The organism is Kitasatospora sp. NPDC096147, assembly GCF_044763225.1.
Taxonomy (GTDB): domain Bacteria; phylum Actinomycetota; class Actinomycetes; order Streptomycetales; family Streptomycetaceae; genus Kitasatospora.
Genome location: NZ_JBIWFX010000004.1, coordinates 621293 through 639211 on the forward strand (window position 1 = coordinate 621293; position 17919 = coordinate 639211).

Genomic DNA, 17919 nt, shown 5'->3' on the forward strand with positions numbered 1-17919 from the left:
GGGCCCGCCGCCGACCCGACTCCGCCCCTACCTCACCGGCTCAGCCCCTACCTCGCCGGCTCCGCCCCGCCGTCGGCGAGCGTCCCGGCCGCTGGCGAGCGTCCCCGCCATCGGCGAGCGTCCCGGCCGTCGGCGAGCGTCCGGGCGGCGATACGGACACGGCTCGGCAACGACCGGCACGCTCCGTGCGTTGACCGGGTACAGCACCCGCACGGGGCGGACGGCCGGAACCGGCCGGAGATCACGTAGCGTGGCGCGGAAGAGCACCCGGCGCAGGACGACCACGACGAAGGGACCGCGGTGAGTGAGAGCAGGGGTCAGGAGGAGCGGCCTGGCGGCATCCTGATGGGCCGTCCGTTCGGCGTGCCGGTCTACGTCACCCCCTCGTGGTTCGTGATCGCGGCGCTGATCACCTGGATCTTCGGTGGTCAGCTCAGCGAGGTGCTGCCGGACCTGGGCGGCACCCGTTACCTGGTCTCCTTCTCCTTCGCGGTGGCCTTCTACGCCTCCGTCCTGGTGCACGAGCTGGCGCACACCGTGGTGGCGCTCCGCCAGAAGCTCAACCCGCGCCGGATCCAGCTCCAGTTCTTCGGCGGCGTCTCGGAGATCGAGAAGGAGGCCGCCACCCCGGGCCGGGAGTTCTGGCTGGCCTTCGTCGGTCCGTTGCTGTCGGTGGTCCTCGGCGGCCTGTTCTACCTGGCCTTCCTGGCGGTCGAGCCGAGCAGCGTGCCCGGCGTGCTGCTGGCCGGGCTGTTCGTCAGCAACCTGGTGGTGGCGGCCTTCAACCTGCTGCCCGGCCTCCCGTTGGACGGCGGCCGGATCCTGCGCGCGCTGGTCTGGGGTCTGACGGGCCGTCCGATGACCGGCACGGTGGCGGCGGTCTGGGTCGGCCGGGCCCTCGCCCTGCTGGTGCTGTTCGGCCTGCCGCTGGTGGCCGCCGCCCGGGGCGGTGCCGACCGGTCCACCGCCGACAGCCTGATCGACTCGGTGCTGGCCGCGATCCTGGCCGTGATCATCTGGAACGGGGCCGGTGCCGCCCTGCGCAACGCCCGCCTCAAGGAGGCGCTGCCCGGCCTGCACCCGCTCCAGCTGGCCCGCCGTGCCGTGATGGTCACCGCCGACACCCCGCTCGGCGAGGCGGTCCGCCGGGCCCGGGAGGCGGAGGCCGGGGCGATGATCGTGGTGGACGGCCGGGGCGAGCCGGTCGGCCTGGTCAAGGAGGCGGCCGTGAACGCCGTCCCGGAGCACCGCCGCCCGTGGGTCCAGGTCGGCGCGCTGGCCCGTGACCTCGAACCGGGTCTGCGGCTCGGTGCCGAGCTGACCGGGGAGGAACTGCTCGCCGCACTGCGCTCCACCCCGGCCACCGAGTACCTCGTGCTCCGCCCGGACGGCACGCCCTACGGGGTCCTCACGCTCGCCGACCTGGAGCGGTACCTGAGCTCGGCGATGAGCCGGCGCTGACCGGCGCCGACCGCAACCGATCGTCGCAGGCCGGCGCTGGCCGCCCCCGGCCGGAGCCGACCCTTCGCGGACGCGCCGCCGCACCGCCCCGGTCCCGGCCCGGAGCCCCGCTGGTCGGAGGCGCTCCCCGGGTCCCTTAGGATTGCCGTCATGTCCGAACCGACCGGTGCCACCCGCCGACGCGGGCCCTTCCAGGTCGGGGACCAGGTCCAGCTGACCGACCCCAAGGGCCGCCACTACACGTTCACGCTCCAGGCCGGGAACCAGTTCCACACCCACAAGGGTGCGTTCCCCCACGACGAGCTGATCGGCGCCCCCGAGGGCACTGTCGTGCGCACCACGGGGAACGTCCCGTACCTCGCGCTGCGCCCCCTGCTCCCCGACTACGTCCTGTCCATGCCGCGCGGCGCCGCCGTGATCTACCCCAAGGACGCGGGTCAGATCCTGGCGATGGCCGACATCTTCGCGGGCGCCCGCGTGGTCGAGGCGGGTGTCGGCTCCGGCGCGCTCTCCACGTACCTGCTGCGCGCCGTCGGGGACACCGGCCTGCTCGCCTCGTACGAGCGCCGCCAGGACTTCGCCGACATCGCCAAGGGCAACGTCGAGCGCTACTTCGGCGGTCCTCACCCGGCCTGGAAGCTGACGGTCGGTGACCTCCAGGACAACCTGGTGGAGACCGACGTCGACCGCGTCATCCTCGACATGCTCGCCCCCTGGGAGTGCCTGGACGTCGCCTCCAAGGCGCTCGTCCCCGGCGGTCTGATCTGCTGCTACGTGGCCACCACCACGCAGATGTCGAAGACCGTCGAGGCGCTGCGCGAGCACGGCACCTTCACCGAGCCGCAGGCCTGGGAGACCATGGTCCGCACCTGGCACCTGGAGGGCCTCGCGGTCCGCCCGGACCACCGGATGATCGGTCACACCGGCTTCCTGCTGACCTCCCGTCGGCTGGCCGACGGGGTCGAGCCCCCGCTGCGCCGCCGCCGCCCCTCCAAGGGCGCGTACGGCGAGGACTACGACAACGGCACCGGCCGGGAGCCGTCGCTCGCCGAGCGCGCGGCTGCCCGCGCCGCCACCAAGTCCGAGGGCGAGTCCGTGTCCGGGACCGAGGCCGTGTCCGGGACCGAGTCCGAGGCCGTGTCCGGGACCGAGTGACGAACGGCCGACCAGAGCACTGAACGACCGGAGGGTGCCCCCGCGCGGGGGCACCCTCCGGTCGTTCATCAGCCTGCACGGGCGGGCCGGGTCGGCCGTCGGCCCGGGCCGTGGGATGATGCTGCCTCACATGCCACCCCGCCCGGGAGGGGACTGCCTGGTGGAACGCGCGGCCGAGACGGTGCAGATGACGACGGTTCAGACGGACCCGACCGAGACGGACCCCGGGCGGACGGCCGGCCGGAGCCGGATACGCCACTGGGTGCTGGTCGCCGCGGCCACCGCCGCCGTGATCGCCGCCGCCCTGGCGGCCGCCCCGGCCGGCGGCGTGGCGCGGCCCTCGGGCCCCACGGTCGGCCAGGCGGGCCACTCCGACCCGAACGGTCCGTCCGGCAAGCCCGGCAATGCCCCGGCCGCCGCGCTGCCCAGGGAGTCCGCCCCGGACCCGGCGAAGGCTGTCCTGCCGCTCGACTGCGGCCCGGCCCCGGTGAAGGTCTCGCTCAGCTTCGGCGCCCTGCTGGGCGGCCGCCCGAGCACCGTGCTGGCCGCCCACTGCGACGGTGGCAACGGCACCCCACCGGACGGCGTCTTCCTGCTGACCAACGGTCAGGACGGCCGCCCCCGGGTCGCCGCGACCCTGCTGGAGGAGTCGGCCGGCCGCACCGTCACCGAGCTCAGGCTGCGCAGCGACGGCACCCTGACCGCCCGGGCCAAGGGATACTCCAGCGACGAGGTGCCGCGCTTCGCGCCGGACCTGCTGGTCTCGCTGGAGTGGCGGGAGCAGGCCGACGGCGGCTGGCTCAGGTCCGAACGCTCCGAGCCCGCCGCGACCGCCTGAGCCCCCCTCGGCCGACCTGCCGTCAGCCGGGCACCCGACCTGCCGTCAGCCGGGCACCCGACGGGTCGTCAGCCGGTCACCCGACCGGACGCCGGCCGTCACCCGACGGGACGTCAGGCGGGCACCCGACGGAACGTCAGTCCGCGTCCGGCCCGTACACCTCGACCCGGTCCTTCACCCGGCGCACGTGGATGCAGTCCCCGGGGCACTCCTTGGCCGAGTCCACCACGTCCTGAAGCAGCGTCAGCGGCACCGGTGCGGTGTCGCCCGGCTGCTGCCGCAGTTCGTCGTCCTCACCCTTGACGTACGCCAGGCCGTCGATGTCCAACTCGAAGACCTCCGGGGCGTACTGGACGCAGATGCCGTCCCCGGTGCAGAGATCCTGATCGATCCAGACTTCCAGTGCTTCCTGGGCTTCCTGGGTCTCCGACATGTCCTCTACCGCTCCTTCTGGCGAACTCCACGTACCGCGCCGGACACCGCCCGGTCACGATCGGACACCGAGCCTACCCGTCGGCCGCATTAGCGGGCTGACGGTGGGTATCCACTCAGCACGGGGGGCAGCATCCGAGCGCGAAGATCGGACACGCCCGACCTTCTTTCTGATCTACCGGGTTTACCCGGCGGGATTGAAGGTAGGTTTGGGTCGTCCAGCTCCCCCAGGAGGAGGTGAGGACCGTGGCATCCCACGATGACGACTACAACCGCAGCGCCGGTCGGCCCGCACGGGGTTCCGACGACCAGGCAGCTCAGGTCTCGTACCTTGAGCAGGAGATCGCCGTCCTGCGCCGCAAGCTCGCCGACTCACCGCGCTCTTCGAGGATCCTCGAAGACCGCATCGTCGAGCTCCAGACCAACCTGGCCGGTGTGACCGCCCAGAACGAACGGCTCGCCTCCACGCTCCGGGAGGCCCGCGACCAGATCGTGGCCCTCAAGGAGGAGGTGGACCGGCTGGCCCAGCCGCCGGCCGGGTTCGGCACCTTCCTGAGCGCGAACGAGGACGGCACGGCCGACATCTTCACCGGCGGCCGCAAGCTGCGGGTGAACGTCAGCCCCAGCGTCGAACTCGACGAGCTCCGGCGTGGCCAGGAGGTGATGCTCAACGAGGCGCTGAACGTCGTCGAGGCGTTCGCCTTCGAGAGCATCGGTGACATCGTCACCCTCAAGGAGGTGCTGGAGGACGGCGAGCGAGCGCTGGTCACCGGGCACACCGACGAGGAGCGGGTGGTCCGGCTCGCCGAGCCGCTGCGCGAGCTGAAGCTGCGCCCCGGCGACGCGCTCCTGCTGGAGCCGCGCTCCGGCTACGTCTACGAGGTGGTCCCGAAGGCCGAGGTCGAGGAGCTGGTCCTCGAGGAGGTCCCGGACATCGACTACCGGCAGATCGGCGGTCTGGGCACCCAGATCGAGCAGATCCGGGACGCGGTCGAGCTGCCCTACCTGCACGCGGACCTGTTCAAGGAGTACGAGCTCCGGCCGCCCAAGGGCGTCCTGCTCTACGGCCCGCCCGGCTGCGGCAAGACGCTGATCGCCAAGGCGGTGGCCAACTCGCTGGCCAAGAAGGTCGCCGAGGTGACCGGACGGCCGCAGGGCAAGAGCTACTTCCTGAACATCAAGGGCCCCGAGCTGCTCAACAAGTACGTCGGCGAGACCGAGCGGCAGATCCGCCTGGTCTTCCAGCGGGCCCGGGAGAAGGCCAGCGAGGGCACCCCCGTCATCGTCTTCTTCGACGAGATGGAGTCCCTCTTCCGCACCCGCGGGTCGGGGGTGAGCTCGGACGTGGAGAACACCATCGTCCCGCAGCTGCTCGCCGAGATCGACGGTGTGGAGGGCCTGGAGAACGTCATCGTGATCGGCGCCTCGAACCGCGAGGACATGATCGACCCGGCGATCCTGCGGCCCGGCCGGCTGGACGTCAAGATCAAGATCGAGCGCCCCGACGCCGAGGCCGCGAAGGACATCTTCTCCAAGTACCTCAAGGAGACCCTGCCGTTCCACCCGGACGACCTCAAGGAGCACGACGGCTCCGTGGCGTCGACCGTGGGCGGGATGATCCAGGCCGTGGTCGAGCGGATGTACACCGAGACCGAGGAGAACCGCTTCCTGGAGGTCACCTACGCCAACGGTGACAAGGAGGTCCTGTACTTCAAGGACTTCAACTCCGGCGCGATGATCCAGAACATCGTCGACCGGGCCAAGAAGATGGCCATCAAGGCCTTCCTCGACACCGGCCAGCACGGTCTGCGGGTGGCCCACCTGCTGGCCGCCTGCGTGGACGAGTTCAAGGAGAACGAGGACCTGCCGAACACCACCAACCCGGACGACTGGGCCCGGATCTCCGGCAAGAAGGGCGAGCGCATCGTCTTCATCCGGACCCTGGTCACCGGCAAGCAGGGTGCCGAGTCCGGCCGCTCGATCGACACCGTGGCCAACACGGGGCAGTACCTGTAGCACGCTCCACCCTCCGTCCGGCTGCGGCGCCCACCCGGCCCCGCAGCCGGACGGCGCGTCTTGGGACACCGTCAGAACCGGGCAAGGAGGGCCGCATGACCGTACGGCGCGTGATGGGGATCGAGACCGAGTACGGCATCTCGGTGCCGGGCCACCCGAACGCGAACGCCATGCTCACCTCGTCCCAGATCGTCAACGCCTACGCGGCCGCGATGCACCGGGCGCGGCGGGCCCGCTGGGACTTCGAGGAGGAGAACCCGCTGCGCGACGCGCGCGGCTTCGACCTCGCGCGGGACGTCGCGGACGCCAGCCAGCTGACCGACGAGGACATCGGCCTGGCCAACGTCATCCTCACCAACGGCGCCCGCTTCTACGTGGACCACGCGCACCCCGAGTACAGCTCCCCGGAGATCACCAACCCGCGGGACGCGGTGCTCTGGGACAAGGCCGGCGAGCGGATCATGGCCGAGGCCGCGGCCCGCGCGCTGGAGCTGCCGAACGGCCAGCGGATCAACCTCTACAAGAACAACACCGACAACAAGGGCGCCTCGTACGGCACCCACGAGAACTACCTGATGCAGCGGGCCACCCCGTTCGCCGACATCGTCCGCCACCTCACTCCGTTCTTCGTCTCCCGCCAGGTGGTCACCGGCGCCGGCCGGGTCGGCCTGGGCCAGGAGGGCGGCGCGGACGGCTTCCAGATCAGCCAGCGGGCGGACTACTTCGAGGTCGAGGTCGGCCTGGAGACCACCCTCAAGCGCCCGATCATCAACACCCGGGACGAGCCGCACGCGGACGCCGAGAAGTACCGCCGGCTGCACGTGATCATCGGTGACGCGAACCTCTCGGAGATCTCCACCTACCTCAAGCTGGGCACCACCGCACTGGTCCTGACGATGATCGAGGACGGCTTCATCACCGCCGACCTGGCCGTCGACCAGCCGGTCCGGACCCTGCACCGGGTCTCCCACGACCCGTCGCTGCAGTACCTGGTCCAGCTGCGCAGCGGACGGAAGCTGACGGCCGTTCAGCTCCAGCTGGAGTACTTCGAGCTGGCCCGCAAGTACGTCGAGGACCGCTACGGCCAGGACGCCGACGAGCAGACCGTGGACGTGCTGCTGCGCTGGGAGGACGTGCTCAACCGGCTGGAGAACGACCCGATGAGCCTGTCGAGGCAGCTCGACTGGATCGCCAAGAAGGAGATCCTGGAGGGCTACCGCCAGCGGGACGGCCTGGACTGGGACAACTCCCGGCTGCACCTGGTCGACCTCCAGTACAGCGACGTGCGGCCGGACAAGGGCCTCTACAACCGCCTGGTGGCCCGCGGCCGGTTCGACCGGCTGGTGACCGAGGAGGAGGTCACCCGCGCGGTCTCCAAGCCGCCGGAGGACACCCGGGCGTACTTCCGGGGCCGCTGTCTGGAGCAGTACGCCGACCACGTGGCGGCGGCCTCCTGGGACTCCGTCATCTTCGACCTGCCGGGCCGGGACTCGCTCCAGCGGGTGCCGACCCTGGAGCCGCTGCGCGGCACCCGCAGCCACGTCAAGGACCTGCTCGACCGGTGCCGGACGGCCGAGGACCTGCTGCGCGTGCTGGCCGGTGGATGAGGGCCGTCCGGCGGGTAACGTCTCGATCACCAGGGGTGAAATTTCCCCGAAAAGGGAATCATCCTGACGAGGCACGGACGTTGTACGGAAACCGGAAGCGGATGTCGTGGCCGGTGGATAGTGTCGGACCAACCGAGCGAGCGGGGTGAGGGAAATGGCCAGCAAGGACACCGACGGCGGTCAGCAGCGGGCGAGCCGTTCCTCCGAGGAGGTCGAGGAGCAGGCGGTCGACGCACAGGCGTCCGACGACCTCAAGGAGCGCCAGGAGAAGCTCAGCGACGACGTCGACGCGGTGCTCGACGAAATCGACGACGTCCTCGAGTCGAACGCGGAGGATTTCGTCCGGCAGTTCGTCCAGAAGGGCGGCCAGTAGCCGCCCGCCAGTAGCTCCGCCGCGCGCGGCAATCCCGTGGGAATTCCCCCGGGGTTGCCGCGCGCGGACTATCGGAGGACTGTTTCGGCGCCCCGTGGAGAAGCTCGCCGCCGACGAGGTGGTTGAGGGGCGAAGAACGGGTAGTCTCCGGTTCACACAGCGCCAGTTGATCTACCTGGAAGGAATCGAGTGGAAGCCAACACTGGTGGCACCGGGCGTCTACCGGCTGCCTTCCTGACCCCGGGCTCGTCGTCGTTCATCGACTTCCTCGCGCAGCACTCGCCGGAGCTGCTGCCCGGCCGCCGCACCCTGCCGGAGGGCCTCACCATCGAGGCGCCGCACGGCACCACCATCGTCGCGGCGGTCTTCGACGGCGGCGTGGTGCTGGCCGGCGACCGCCGCGCCACGATGGGGAACGTGATCGCCCAGCGGGACATCGAGAAGGTGTTCCCGGCCGACGAGTACAGCGCGGTGGGCATCGCCGGCACGGCCGGCCTGGCGGTCGAGATGGTCCGGCTGTTCCAGCTGGAGCTGGAGCACTACGAGAAGATCGAGGGCGCCGTGCTCTCCCTGGAGGGCAAGGCCAACCGGCTGACCACGATGATCCGGGGCAACCTCGGGATGGCCATGCAGGGCCTGGCCGTGGTCCCGCTGTTCGCCGGCTACGACCTGAACCTGAACCGGGGCCGGATCTTCACCTACGACGTCACCGGCGGCCGCTCCGAGGAGCGGGGCTTCGCCGCCACCGGCTCCGGCTCGGTCTTCGCCCGGGGCTCGATGAAGAAGCTCTACCGCGAGGACCTGACCGCCGATCAGGCCTCCACCCTGGTGGTGCAGGCGCTGTACGACGCGGCCGACGACGACTCCGCGACCGGCGGTCCCGACCTGGCCCGCAAGATCTTCCCGATCGTCTCGCTGATCACCGAGGACGGCTTCCGCCGGCTCTCCGAGACCGAGGTCTCGCAGATCGCGCACTCCATCACCGACCAGCGCCTGGAGCACCCCAACGGCCCGCAGGCCCCGCTCCTCTAAGTCCGCCAGCAACCTCCCAGGAAGGGGACGGCCGAGGTGTCCACACCGTTCTACGTCTCGCCCCAGCAGGCCATGGCGGACCGCGCGGAGTACGCCCGCAAGGGCATCGCGCGCGGTCGCAGCGTGGTCGTGCTGACCTACGACGACGGCATCGTCTTCGTCGCCGAGAACACCTCGCGGGCCCTGCACAAGGTCTCCGAGATCTACGACCAGATCGCCTTCGCGGCGGTCGGCCGCTACAACGAGTTCGAGAACCTGCGGATCGGCGGCGTCCGCTACGCCGACCTGCGCGGGTACTCCTACGACCGGGCCGACGTGACCGCCCGCGGGCTGGCCAACGTCTACGCCCAGACGCTCGGCACCATCTTCTCCTCGGTCGGCGAGAAGCCGTACGAGGTGGAGCTGATCGTGGCCGAGGTCGGCCGCAGCCCCGAGGACGACCAGATCTACCGGCTCACCCCCGACGGCTCGGTGGTGGACGAGAAGAATGCCGTGGTGGTCGGCGGGAACGCCGACTCGATCGGCAGCTACCTGGGCCAGAAGCACCAGGCCGGGCTGAGCCTGGCCGCCGCGCTGAAGCTGGCCGTGGACGGACTGGCCCGGGACCCGAACGGCGGCACGCCGCGCACCCTGACGCCGGACCAGCTGGAGGTCGCGGTGCTGGACCGCACCCGCTTCCAGAAGCGCAAGTTCAAGCGGGTGCTGGGCGGGCAGCTGGGCCGCCTGCTGGCGGGCGACGAGTCGGCCGCCGCCGAGGAGAGCACCGAGGAGTAGGGAGCAGCGGGGGCCGCCCGACGGGGCGGCTCCCGCTCCACCGAGGCGATTTGACGCACCGTCGGCCGCCCCGGGGTTTCGCAAGGCCCTCGAACAGAGAAGAGATGCCTTATGGACCGCCGAATTTTCGGGCTGGAGAACGAGTACGGCGTCACGTGCACGTTCCGGGGGCAGCGCCGGCTGTCGCCGGACGAGGTGGCCCGGTACCTCTTCCGCCGCGTTGTCTCCTGGGGCCGCAGCAGCAACGTCTTCCTGCGCAACGGCGCCCGCCTCTACCTGGACGTCGGCTCGCACCCCGAGTACGCCACCCCCGAGTGCGACGACGTCACCGAGCTGGTGACGCACGACAAGGCCGGCGAGCGGATCCTCGAGGGCCTGCTGGTGGACGCCGAGCGGCGGCTGCACGAGGAGGGCATCGCCGGGGACGTCTACCTGTTCAAGAACAACACCGACTCGGCCGGGAACTCCTACGGCTGCCACGAGAACTACCTGGTGGCCCGGCACGGCGAGTTCTCCCGGCTGGCCGACGTGCTGATCCCGTTCCTGGTGACCCGTCAGCTGATCTGCGGGGCCGGCAAGGTGCTGCAGACCCCGCGCGGCGCGGTGTACTGCGTCAGCCAGCGGGCCGAGCACATCTGGGAGGGCGTCAGCTCCGCCACCACCCGCTCCCGCCCGATCATCAACACCCGGGACGAGCCGCACGCGGACGCCGAGCGGTACCGCCGGCTGCACGTGATCGTCGGCGACTCCAACATGTCCGAGACCACCACCCTGCTCAAGGTGGGCTCGACCGACCTGGTGCTGCGGCTGATCGAGGCCGGCGTGGTGATGCGCGACCTCACCCTGGAGAACCCGATCCGGGCCATCCGCGAGGTCAGCCACGACCTCACCGGCACCCACCAGGTCCGGCTGGCCAACGGCCGGGAGGCCAGCGCGCTGGAGATCCAGGAGGAGTACTACTCCAAGGCGCTGGAGTTCGCCGACCGCAAGGGCATCAACACCGGCACCATCGCCAAGGTGCTGGAGCTCTGGGGCCGCACCCTGGAGGCGGTCCGCTCGGGGAACCTCGACACCGTCGCCACCGAGATCGACTGGATCATGAAGCACCAGCTGATCGAGCGCTACCGGGCCAAGCACAACATGGGGATGTCCAACCCCCGGGTGGCCCAGATCGACCTGGCGTACCACGACATCCACCGCCGCCGGGGGCTGTTCTACCTGCTCCAGAACAAGGGCCAGGCGCAGCGGATCACCACCGACCTGAAGACCTTCGAGGCCAAGTCGGTGCCCCCGCAGACCACCCGGGCCCGGCTGCGCGGCGACTTCATCCGCAAGGCGCAGGAGCAGCGCCGGGACTTCACCGTCGACTGGGTGCACCTCAAGCTGAACGACCAGGCGCAGCGCACGGTGCTCTGCAAGGACCCGTTCCGCTCGGTGGACGAGCGGGTGGAGAAGCTGATCGCCGGGATGTAGCTGGGCCCCGGGCGGGGTGCCTGCGGTGCGGCGGGCGGATCGGGCAATACGCTGCGGGCAGGCTCCGCCCCGTACTTGACCGACAGTTAGGAACACCGTGCGTCGCACCGCCGGTCTGCTCGCCGTCCTGCCGCTGCTGCTGCTCACCGCCTGCGGGGGCAGCGACGGCAAACCCGCCCAGGGCGCCTCCGGCTCCGCCTCGGCCTCCGCCCCGGCGGTGCCCAGCCCGGTGGCCTCGGCCTCGCCGATGCCGACCGTCTCGGGCGGCTTCGGCAGCAAGGCGACGCTGACCCTGCCGGAGGGCCAGCCGGGCGGGCAGTTCGTGGTCTCCACGGTGATCGAGGGCGAGGGCCCGACGGTCAACAAGAACGACTGGGTGACCGTCAACTACACCGCCAAGGACTGGACCTCGGGCAAGGACCTGACCAGCTCCTACGACTCCGGCCAGAAGCCGCAGCTCTACCAGGCCGGCAGCGGGCAGCTGGTGCCCGCCTTCGACCAGAGCGTGCTGGGCAAGAAGACCGGCACCCGGCTGCTGGTGGTGGCCCCGCCGGCGGCCGGCTTCGGCGAGCAGGGCAGCGCCAACCTCGGGATCGCCGGCGGCGACACGGTGGTCTTCGTGCTGGACGTGACGCAGTCGCTGCCGCAGGACTCCACCATCGGCGGCGAGCTCACCCAGCCGCCGGCCGACCTGCCGCAGGTGAAGGACAACGGCAAGGCGGCGCCGACCATCACCGTCCCGGCCGGGCCGCCCGCCCCGCCCACCGAGCTGAAGACCTCGGTGCTGGTGAAGGGCGACGGCAAGCCGGTGCAGTCCGGCCAGACCCTGGTGGTGCAGTACACCGGCGTGCTCTGGGCCAACGGCCAGCAGTTCGACTCCTCCTGGAGCCACGGCGGGGCGCAGGCGCTCCAGGTCGGCACCGGCAGCCTGATCAAGGGCTGGGACCAGGGACTGGTCGGCCAGAGCGTGGGCAGCCGGGTCGAGCTGGTGGTGCCGCCGTCGCTCGGCTACGGCGACAAGGCGCAGGCCTCGGTGCCGGCCGGCTCCACCCTGGTCTTCGTGATCGACATCCTCGCGGCGGTCTGACCGCTCTGACACCGAATCGACGCTCGCGGCTCTTACCGCGCCCTCATGTCCACCTGACATACTGTCGCGCACTGTGGCAGGTGTCCGTCAGGACCCGGCGAGGGCGCGGCCCGCGAGATGGATGGGGAGTCATGACTGAGAAGAGCGTCGGGGACCCGACGGCCGCACGGCCCGGTGGGCCGCTGCCGGGTGACGGCGAGTCGATCGTGGTCCCCCCGGCGATCCTGAAGCAGCAGGCCGGCTGGGGTCAGGACGTGGCGCGCCCGGCCGGGGAGAAGAAGGACGACGACGAGCTCCAGGTCTTCGCCTCCACGGTGCGCCGCAAGGACGTCGACGAGTCCGGCTACGACGAGAACCCCGGCTCGGCGGGCAAGCTCGGCGCGATCCTCGGCACGGTCCTCGCGGTCCTGCTGGTCGGCAGCGGCATCACCCTCTACATGGTGAACCGGCCCGACACGGACAAGAAGGCCGCCGCCGACTCGGCCCCGTCCGCCTCGGCCCAGCCGACCCCGACCCAGGCGCCGGTGCCGCCGATCAAGAACGACGCCAAGGTGCTCCCCGTCGTCACCGGCGACTTCGGCACCAAGGCGAACATCGAGGTCCCCAAGGACGCGCCCGACGGCAACTTCGTGGTGAAGACGCTGACCGAGGGCACCGGCCCCGAGGTCAAGAAGAACGACTGGGTGACGGTCGACTTCACCAGCAAGAACTGGGCCACCGGCAAGGACCTGGCGAACTCCTTCGACAACAAGAAGCCGCAGCTCTTCCAGGCTGGCGCGGGCAAGCTGATCCCGGCCCTGGACGACGCGGTGACCGGCCACAAGGCCGGCAGCCGGATCGTCGTGGTGGCCCCGCCGGCCGCCGCCTTCGGCGACCAGGGCAACACCCAGATGGGGGTCGGCGCGAAGGACAACCTGGTCTTCGTGATCGACATCAAGCAGGGCACCGCGCCGGACGCGGTGCTCAGCGGTCCGATGGCCGCCCCGGCCGAGGGCATGCCCACGGTGAAGGACAACGGCAAGAAGCCGGCCACCATCACCCCGGTGCCGGGCGTGGCCGCGCCGACCGAGCTGAAGACCTCGGTGCTGATCGAGGGCAAGGGCCGCAAGATCGAGTCGGGCGAGAAGGTCATCGTCCAGTACACCGGCGTGACCTACGCCGACGGCAAGCAGTTCGACTCCTCGCTGGAGAAGGGCCAGGCGTTCGGCTTCGTCACCGGCGGCGGCGGCGTGATCGAGGGCTGGGACAAGGCCGTCACCGGCCAGACCATCGGCAGCCGGATCGAGGTCGTGATCCCGCCGGCGCAGGGCTACGGCGACAAGGCGTCCGGGGCGATCCCGGCCAACTCCACGCTGGTGTTCGTGATCGACATCCTGGACGCGGGCGTCGGCGGCAACGACTAGTCGTCGCGTAACGTAGCCCTGTTACATCACCGAACGAGAAGAGCTGTGCTGTGAGCCTTACCAAGCCCGAGATCGACTTCCCGATCGGCGACGCGCCGGCCGACCTGGTCATCGAGGACATCGTCGTCGGTGACGGCGCCGAGGCGAAGGCCGGTGCCATGGTCGAGGTCCACTACGTGGGCGTCACCTTCGAGACCGGCGAGGAGTTCGACGCCTCCTGGAACCGCGGCCAGACCTTCCGCTTCCCGCTGGGCGGCGGCCGGGTCATCAAGGGCTGGGACGAGGGTGTCCAGGGCATGAAGGTCGGCGGCCGGCGCAAGCTGACCATCCCGGCCCACAAGGCGTACGGGAACCAGTCCCCGAGCCCGCTCATCCCGGCCGGTTCGACCCTGATCTTCGTGGTCGACCTGCTCGGCGTCTGATCCCGCGTCAAGGCCGAGGCCCCACCCCGCTCCGTGCGGGGTGGGGCCTCGGCTTTCCCCGCGGCCACTCCGTTCGGTACGGTCAGCGACGGCTCACGAAGCACCCCAGCACGGAGCAACCCCAGTTACCGGAAAGGTCCGCGATGGCGATCGCCAAGGCAGAGCGGCTGATGAACCTCGCCCTGTGCCTGATGAACACCAGACGTCCGCTCTCCAAGAAGGAGCTCCGGGAGTCCGTCGAGGCGTACCGGGAGGCCTGGCAGTCCGGCAGCGAGGAAGCCTTCAACCGGATGTTCGAGCGGGACAAGGACGACCTGCGCGAGCTCGGGCTGATCATCGACGTGGACGAGAACGGCCTGGACGGCGAGATGGGCTACCTGGCCCGCAAGGACCGCAACCGGCTGCCGGAGATCGCCCTGGACGCCGAGGAGGCGGCGGCCCTGACGCTGGCCGCCCGGGTCTGGCAGCAGGCCAAGATGTCCGGCGCGGCCAGCGGCGCGCTGCAGAAGCTGCGGGCCGCCGGGGTGCCGTTCACCGAGGAGCGCGAGCACAGCGCCCTGGAGCCGCGCATCCCGGCCCGGGAGGCGGCCTTCGAGCCGCTGCTCACCGCCGCCCGGGACCGACGGCCCGTCACCTTCGAGTACCGCAAGGCCGGGGCCGCCGCCGTCGAGCAGCGCTCGGTGGAGCCCTGGGCGCTGGAGTGCTGGCGCGGCCACTGGTACCTGGCCGGCTGGGACCGGGACCGCGGGGCGGCCCGGGTGTTCCGGCTGAGCCGGATCACCGGCAAGGTGAAGTCCCGGGCCGGGCGGTTCACCGGCACGGTGCCCGAGCACGTGGACGTGCGGGCCGTGGTGGCCCGCTTCGGCGGCGAGGGCGCGACCGCCTCGGCCACCGTCCGGCTCCGGCAGGGCAAGGGCTTCCCGCTGCGGACCAAGGCGCTGACGGTCCGTGAGGGCGAGGGCGGCTGGGACGAGTTGGAGATCCCGTACGGTCCGGGGCTGGCCGCCGAGGCGGCCGAGTTCGGGCCGGACCTGGTGGTGCTGGCGCCCGAGGACCTGCGGGCGGACGTCGTCGACCGGCTGCGCGCGGTGGCCGGTCTCCTGGAGGGGCAGAGTTGAGCAACGCGATCGACCAGACCCGGCGGATGCTGTCGCTGGTCACCTACCTGCGCGAGCGGCCCGGCGCCGAGGTGGCCGAGGTGGCCCGGGCGTTCGGCATCACCGAGCGCGAGCTGATCAACGACCTGAACGTGCTGCCGATGTGCGGCACCAGCTTCCGGGGCGGTGACCTGCTCGACATCGACACCGACGGCGAGCGGATCTGGTGGCACAACGTCGACGACGTGGCCCAGCCGCTGCGCCTCGCCGCCGACGAGGCCACCGCGCTGCTGGTGGCCGCCCGCGCGGTGGCGGGGCTGCCCGGCCTGCGCGAGCGGGACCGGCAGGCGCTGACCCGGGCGGTGGCCAAGATCGAGGACGCGGCCGGCGACAGCGCCGAGTCCTCGGCCCGGGTCGGGGTCACCTTCGAGGCCGAGGGCCAGGTCTTCGCCGACATCGACCGGGCGCTGAGCGAGGGCCGGCTGATCTGGCTGCGCTACTGGTCGCACGGGCGCGGCGGCATGACGGAGCGTCTGGTCGACCCGATCCGGCTGGTCACCGAGGGGCACACCTACCTGGAGGGCTGGTGCCGCACCTCGGAGGACCGGCGGGTCTTCCGGCTCGACCGGGTGGCCGAGATCAAGGTGCTGGACGAGCCGGCCGACCCGCCCCGGCTGGAGCCGCGCGACCTGTCCGCCGGGCTGGTCACCCCGGCCGCCTCCGATCCGGAGGTGGTGGTCGAGGTCGGCCCCGGCGGTCGCTGGGTGGCCGAGTACTACACCCACGACGCGGCCGAGGAACTGCCCGACGGCGGACTGCGGATCACCCTGCGCAGCGCGGACCCGGCGGGCCTGCGCCCGCTGGCCCTGCGGCTGGGCCGGGACGGCCGGATCGTCTCGCCGCCGGAGCTCGCCGCCTCGGCGCGGGCCGCCGCGCTGGAGGCGCTCCAGGGGTACGGGGACTGAGCCGATGACCGCCGGGGGCACCAGGTTCAAGGTCTACTGCTCGCACTGCCGGGAGAAGGTGGAGCTGCCGGCCGAGGACTTCCGGCTGGCGCTGGGCGCCAGCCGGGAGCGCACGTTCTACAGTTTCAGCTGTCCGGCGTGCGGACGGGCGGTCCGCAAGACCGCCGGCGAGTCCATCGTCGAGGCGCTGACCAGGGCCGGGGTCAGCACCATGCGCCTGCTGCCGGTCGACTGAGCACCACCCAGCTAGGAGAAGCCAGTGCCCTGGACCGTCGTCGCCGCCGTCCTGCTGTCCACCGCCGGACTGCTGGTGCTCGGGGTGCTGGCCGCCCGGCTCTGGCTGGACGTCCGGGCGCTGGCCCGGGAGGTCGGGACGGCCTCCCGGGCGGTGACCGAGGCGGCCGAGCGGCTGACGGGGTGACCGGGGGCCGTCGCGGTGCCCGTTCCCCGAGGCCAGGTAGCATCCGGACGTTGTCGCAGCTTCACCCGCAGGGGCTACCATCGCCGGGAGCGGGGGAGTGCTGCCCCTGGGAGAAAGGTGGTCGCACATGCGGATCGGCACGATCCTCATCATCGTCGTCCTCGCCCTGCTGCTGTTCGGCGCGAAGCGGCTGCCCGACCTCGCCCGGTCGCTCGGCAAGTCCGCGCGCATCCTGAAGGCGGAGGGCAAGGCGCTCAAGGAGGAGGGCAAGTCCCTCAAGGACCGCACGGTGGCCGCCGCCAAGGAGGGCGCCGCCGAGCCGATCGAGCCGGTGGAGCCGGCCCGGGTCGTCAAGTCCGCCCCCGGTGAGACCGCACGGGGCGGGGACCGGGCTTGAGCAAGAGCGAGAAGGCCGTCAAGCCGGCCAAGGACCCCGAGGGCCGGATGGCCCTGGCGGAGCACCTGCGCGAGCTCCGCAACCGCCTGGTCAAGTCGATCCTGGCGATCCTGCTGTTCACCGTCGTGATCGCGGTCTTCTACCGCCCGGTGATCGACTTCCTGATCGCCCCGCTGCCCGCCTGCGGCCCGGACAACAAGCCGCCGCCCGGTGAGAACAAGTGCGCCCTGGTGGCGAACATCGGCCTGATGACCGCCTTCACCGTGGTGCTCAAGGTGGCGCTGACCGGTGGCGTGGTCGCGGCCACCCCGGTCTGGCTGTTCCAGCTCTGGCGCTTCGTGGCGCCCGGCCTGCACAAGAGCGAGCGCCGCTACACGGTGGCCTTCATGGGCTTCGGCATCCCGCTGTTCCTGGCCGGTGCCGCCTTCGCCTACCTGATCATGCCGATGACGGCGGCGATGCTGATCCACTTCGCCGGCACCGACGTCACCTCGATCCTCACGGTCGAGGACTACCTCGACGTGGTGACCAGGATGGTGCTGGTCTTCGGCCTGGGCTTCGAGTTCCCGCTGCTGTTGGTGATGCTGAACTTCGTCGGCATCCTCACCGGCAAGCGGCTGCTCGGCTGGTGGCGCGGCATGGTGATGGCGATCACCGTCTTCGCCGCCTTCGCCACCCCCTCGGCCGACCCGGTGAGCATGATCCTGCTGGCCCTGCCGATCATCGCGCTGTACTTCGTCGCGGTCGGCGTGGCGCTGATGAACGACCGGCGCAAGCTGCGCAACAATCCGGATGCGGACCTGGACGACGAGGAGGCCTCGCACCTCGACCTCTCGGTGGATTCGGTCGAGGACGCCGAGGCCGTCACCGCCTCCGCCGCGCCCGAGCTGCCGTCCGCCGTGCCGGCCGCCCGCCGGGAGCAGCTGGACGACATCACCTGACACAGTCCGAGCTGACCCACCGTCA

General features: G+C 71.2%; 19 protein-coding genes. 18 read left to right on the forward strand and 1 reads right to left on the reverse strand.

Annotation, left to right across the window (positions count from 1 at the left end; translation table 11 throughout):
• Positions 1-300: 300 nt before the first annotated feature.
• The 3 genes from ACIRBX_RS16855 (at position 301) to ACIRBX_RS16865 (ending at position 3454) form a co-directional block, all read left to right on the forward strand.
• Positions 301-1461, forward strand: a complete 1161-nt coding sequence (locus tag ACIRBX_RS16855; protein WP_402297379.1) for a site-2 protease family protein — start codon at positions 301-303, stop codon at positions 1459-1461.
• 150 nt (positions 1462-1611) lie between these two features.
• On the forward strand, positions 1612-2616 hold the full coding sequence (locus tag ACIRBX_RS16860) for a tRNA (adenine-N1)-methyltransferase (protein WP_402297380.1): 1005 nt from the start codon (positions 1612-1614) through the stop codon (positions 2614-2616).
• A 187-nt stretch (positions 2617-2803) separates the two neighbouring features.
• Positions 2804-3454, forward strand: coding sequence for a hypothetical protein (locus ACIRBX_RS16865; RefSeq protein WP_402297382.1), 651 nt, complete (start codon positions 2804-2806; stop codon positions 3452-3454).
• A gap of 136 nt (positions 3455-3590) precedes the next feature.
• Here the strand turns inward: ACIRBX_RS16865 and ACIRBX_RS16870 are convergent, their stop codons facing one another.
• On the reverse strand, positions 3591-3887 hold the full coding sequence (locus tag ACIRBX_RS16870) for a ferredoxin (RefSeq protein WP_402297384.1): 297 nt from the start codon (positions 3885-3887) through the stop codon (positions 3591-3593).
• Positions 3888-4132: 245 nt separating this feature from the next.
• Here ACIRBX_RS16870 and arc point away from each other — a divergent pair, with 245 nt between their 5' ends.
• The 15 genes from arc (at position 4133) to tatC (ending at position 17894) form a co-directional block, all read left to right on the forward strand.
• Entirely contained in the window at positions 4133-5902 is a 1770-nt protein-coding gene (arc, locus tag ACIRBX_RS16875; RefSeq protein ID WP_402297386.1) for a proteasome ATPase, read from the forward strand.
• Between the two features lie 95 nt (positions 5903-5997).
• A complete protein-coding gene (gene dop / locus ACIRBX_RS16880; protein ID WP_402297388.1) occupies positions 5998-7509 on the forward strand; it encodes a depupylase/deamidase Dop in 1512 nt (503 codons plus the stop codon).
• A 154-nt stretch (positions 7510-7663) separates the two neighbouring features.
• Entirely contained in the window at positions 7664-7882 is a 219-nt protein-coding gene (locus ACIRBX_RS16885) for a ubiquitin-like protein Pup (protein WP_345289782.1), read from the forward strand.
• 189 nt (positions 7883-8071) lie between these two features.
• The gene (gene prcB / locus ACIRBX_RS16890) at positions 8072-8914 is read left to right on the forward strand and encodes a proteasome subunit beta (RefSeq protein WP_402297390.1); all 843 of its coding nucleotides are present in this window, start codon (positions 8072-8074) and stop codon (positions 8912-8914) included.
• A 36-nt stretch (positions 8915-8950) separates the two neighbouring features.
• On the forward strand, positions 8951-9688 hold the full coding sequence (prcA, locus tag ACIRBX_RS16895) for a proteasome subunit alpha (protein WP_402297391.1): 738 nt from the start codon (positions 8951-8953) through the stop codon (positions 9686-9688).
• Between the two features lie 111 nt (positions 9689-9799).
• Positions 9800-11161 carry a Pup--protein ligase gene (pafA, locus tag ACIRBX_RS16900; protein ID WP_402297393.1) on the forward strand — a complete coding sequence of 454 codons (1362 nt, stop codon included), beginning with the start codon at positions 9800-9802 and terminating at the stop codon, positions 11159-11161.
• Between the two features lie 97 nt (positions 11162-11258).
• Positions 11259-12248 carry an FKBP-type peptidyl-prolyl cis-trans isomerase gene (locus ACIRBX_RS16905; protein ID WP_402297394.1) on the forward strand — a complete coding sequence of 330 codons (990 nt, stop codon included), beginning with the start codon at positions 11259-11261 and terminating at the stop codon, positions 12246-12248.
• A 131-nt stretch (positions 12249-12379) separates the two neighbouring features.
• Positions 12380-13651: an FKBP-type peptidyl-prolyl cis-trans isomerase gene (locus ACIRBX_RS16910; RefSeq protein ID WP_402297396.1), complete on the forward strand. Its 1272-nt coding sequence runs from the start codon at positions 12380-12382 to the stop codon at positions 13649-13651.
• Between the two features lie 50 nt (positions 13652-13701).
• Positions 13702-14073, forward strand: a complete 372-nt coding sequence (locus ACIRBX_RS16915) for an FKBP-type peptidyl-prolyl cis-trans isomerase (RefSeq protein WP_402297398.1) — start codon at positions 13702-13704, stop codon at positions 14071-14073.
• Between the two features lie 143 nt (positions 14074-14216).
• Positions 14217-15191, forward strand: coding sequence for a helix-turn-helix transcriptional regulator (locus ACIRBX_RS16920; RefSeq protein WP_402297400.1), 975 nt, complete (start codon positions 14217-14219; stop codon positions 15189-15191).
• A gap of 26 nt (positions 15192-15217) precedes the next feature.
• Positions 15218-16135 (forward strand): helix-turn-helix transcriptional regulator, encoded by a 918-nt coding sequence (locus tag ACIRBX_RS16925; RefSeq protein WP_402297640.1) that lies wholly within the window; start codon positions 15218-15220, stop codon positions 16133-16135.
• Positions 16136-16139: 4 nt separating this feature from the next.
• Entirely contained in the window at positions 16140-16370 is a 231-nt protein-coding gene (locus ACIRBX_RS16930; RefSeq protein WP_402297401.1) for a hypothetical protein, read from the forward strand.
• A 24-nt stretch (positions 16371-16394) separates the two neighbouring features.
• Complete coding sequence (locus ACIRBX_RS16935; RefSeq protein WP_402297403.1) at positions 16395-16556, forward strand: hypothetical protein; 162 nt, start codon at positions 16395-16397, stop codon at positions 16554-16556.
• 127 nt (positions 16557-16683) lie between these two features.
• Positions 16684-16953 (forward strand): Sec-independent protein translocase subunit TatA, encoded by a 270-nt coding sequence (gene tatA / locus ACIRBX_RS16940; protein ID WP_402297405.1) that lies wholly within the window; start codon positions 16684-16686, stop codon positions 16951-16953.
• The gene (tatC, locus tag ACIRBX_RS16945) at positions 16950-17894 is read left to right on the forward strand and encodes a twin-arginine translocase subunit TatC (protein WP_402297407.1); all 945 of its coding nucleotides are present in this window, start codon (positions 16950-16952) and stop codon (positions 17892-17894) included. The genes tatA and tatC overlap by 4 nt, the downstream gene beginning before the upstream one ends.
• Positions 17895-17919: the final 25 nt, after the last annotated feature.

Excerpts from the sequence above, each read along its gene's own strand:
- ACIRBX_RS16860 (WP_402297380.1), top strand. The coding sequence starts at position 1,612 with ATGTCCGAACCGACCGGTGCCACCCGCCGACGCGGGCCCTTCCAGGTC.
- ACIRBX_RS16865 (WP_402297382.1), top strand. The coding sequence starts at position 2,804 with ATGACGACGGTTCAGACGGACCCGACCGAGACGGACCCCGGGCGGACG.
- ACIRBX_RS16870 (WP_402297384.1), bottom strand. The coding sequence starts at position 3,887 with ATGTCGGAGACCCAGGAAGCCCAGGAAGCACTGGAAGTCTGGATCGAT.
- dop (WP_402297388.1), top strand. The coding sequence starts at position 5,998 with ATGACCGTACGGCGCGTGATGGGGATCGAGACCGAGTACGGCATCTCG.
- ACIRBX_RS16885 (WP_345289782.1), top strand. The coding sequence starts at position 7,664 with ATGGCCAGCAAGGACACCGACGGCGGTCAGCAGCGGGCGAGCCGTTCC.
- pafA (WP_402297393.1), top strand. The coding sequence starts at position 9,800 with ATGGACCGCCGAATTTTCGGGCTGGAGAACGAGTACGGCGTCACGTGC.
- ACIRBX_RS16910 (WP_402297396.1), top strand. The coding sequence starts at position 12,380 with ATGACTGAGAAGAGCGTCGGGGACCCGACGGCCGCACGGCCCGGTGGG.
- ACIRBX_RS16920 (WP_402297400.1), top strand. The coding sequence starts at position 14,217 with ATGGCGATCGCCAAGGCAGAGCGGCTGATGAACCTCGCCCTGTGCCTG.
- ACIRBX_RS16925 (WP_402297640.1), top strand. The coding sequence starts at position 15,218 with ATGCTGTCGCTGGTCACCTACCTGCGCGAGCGGCCCGGCGCCGAGGTG.
- ACIRBX_RS16930 (WP_402297401.1), top strand. The coding sequence starts at position 16,140 with ATGACCGCCGGGGGCACCAGGTTCAAGGTCTACTGCTCGCACTGCCGG.
- tatA (WP_402297405.1), top strand. The coding sequence starts at position 16,684 with ATGCGGATCGGCACGATCCTCATCATCGTCGTCCTCGCCCTGCTGCTG.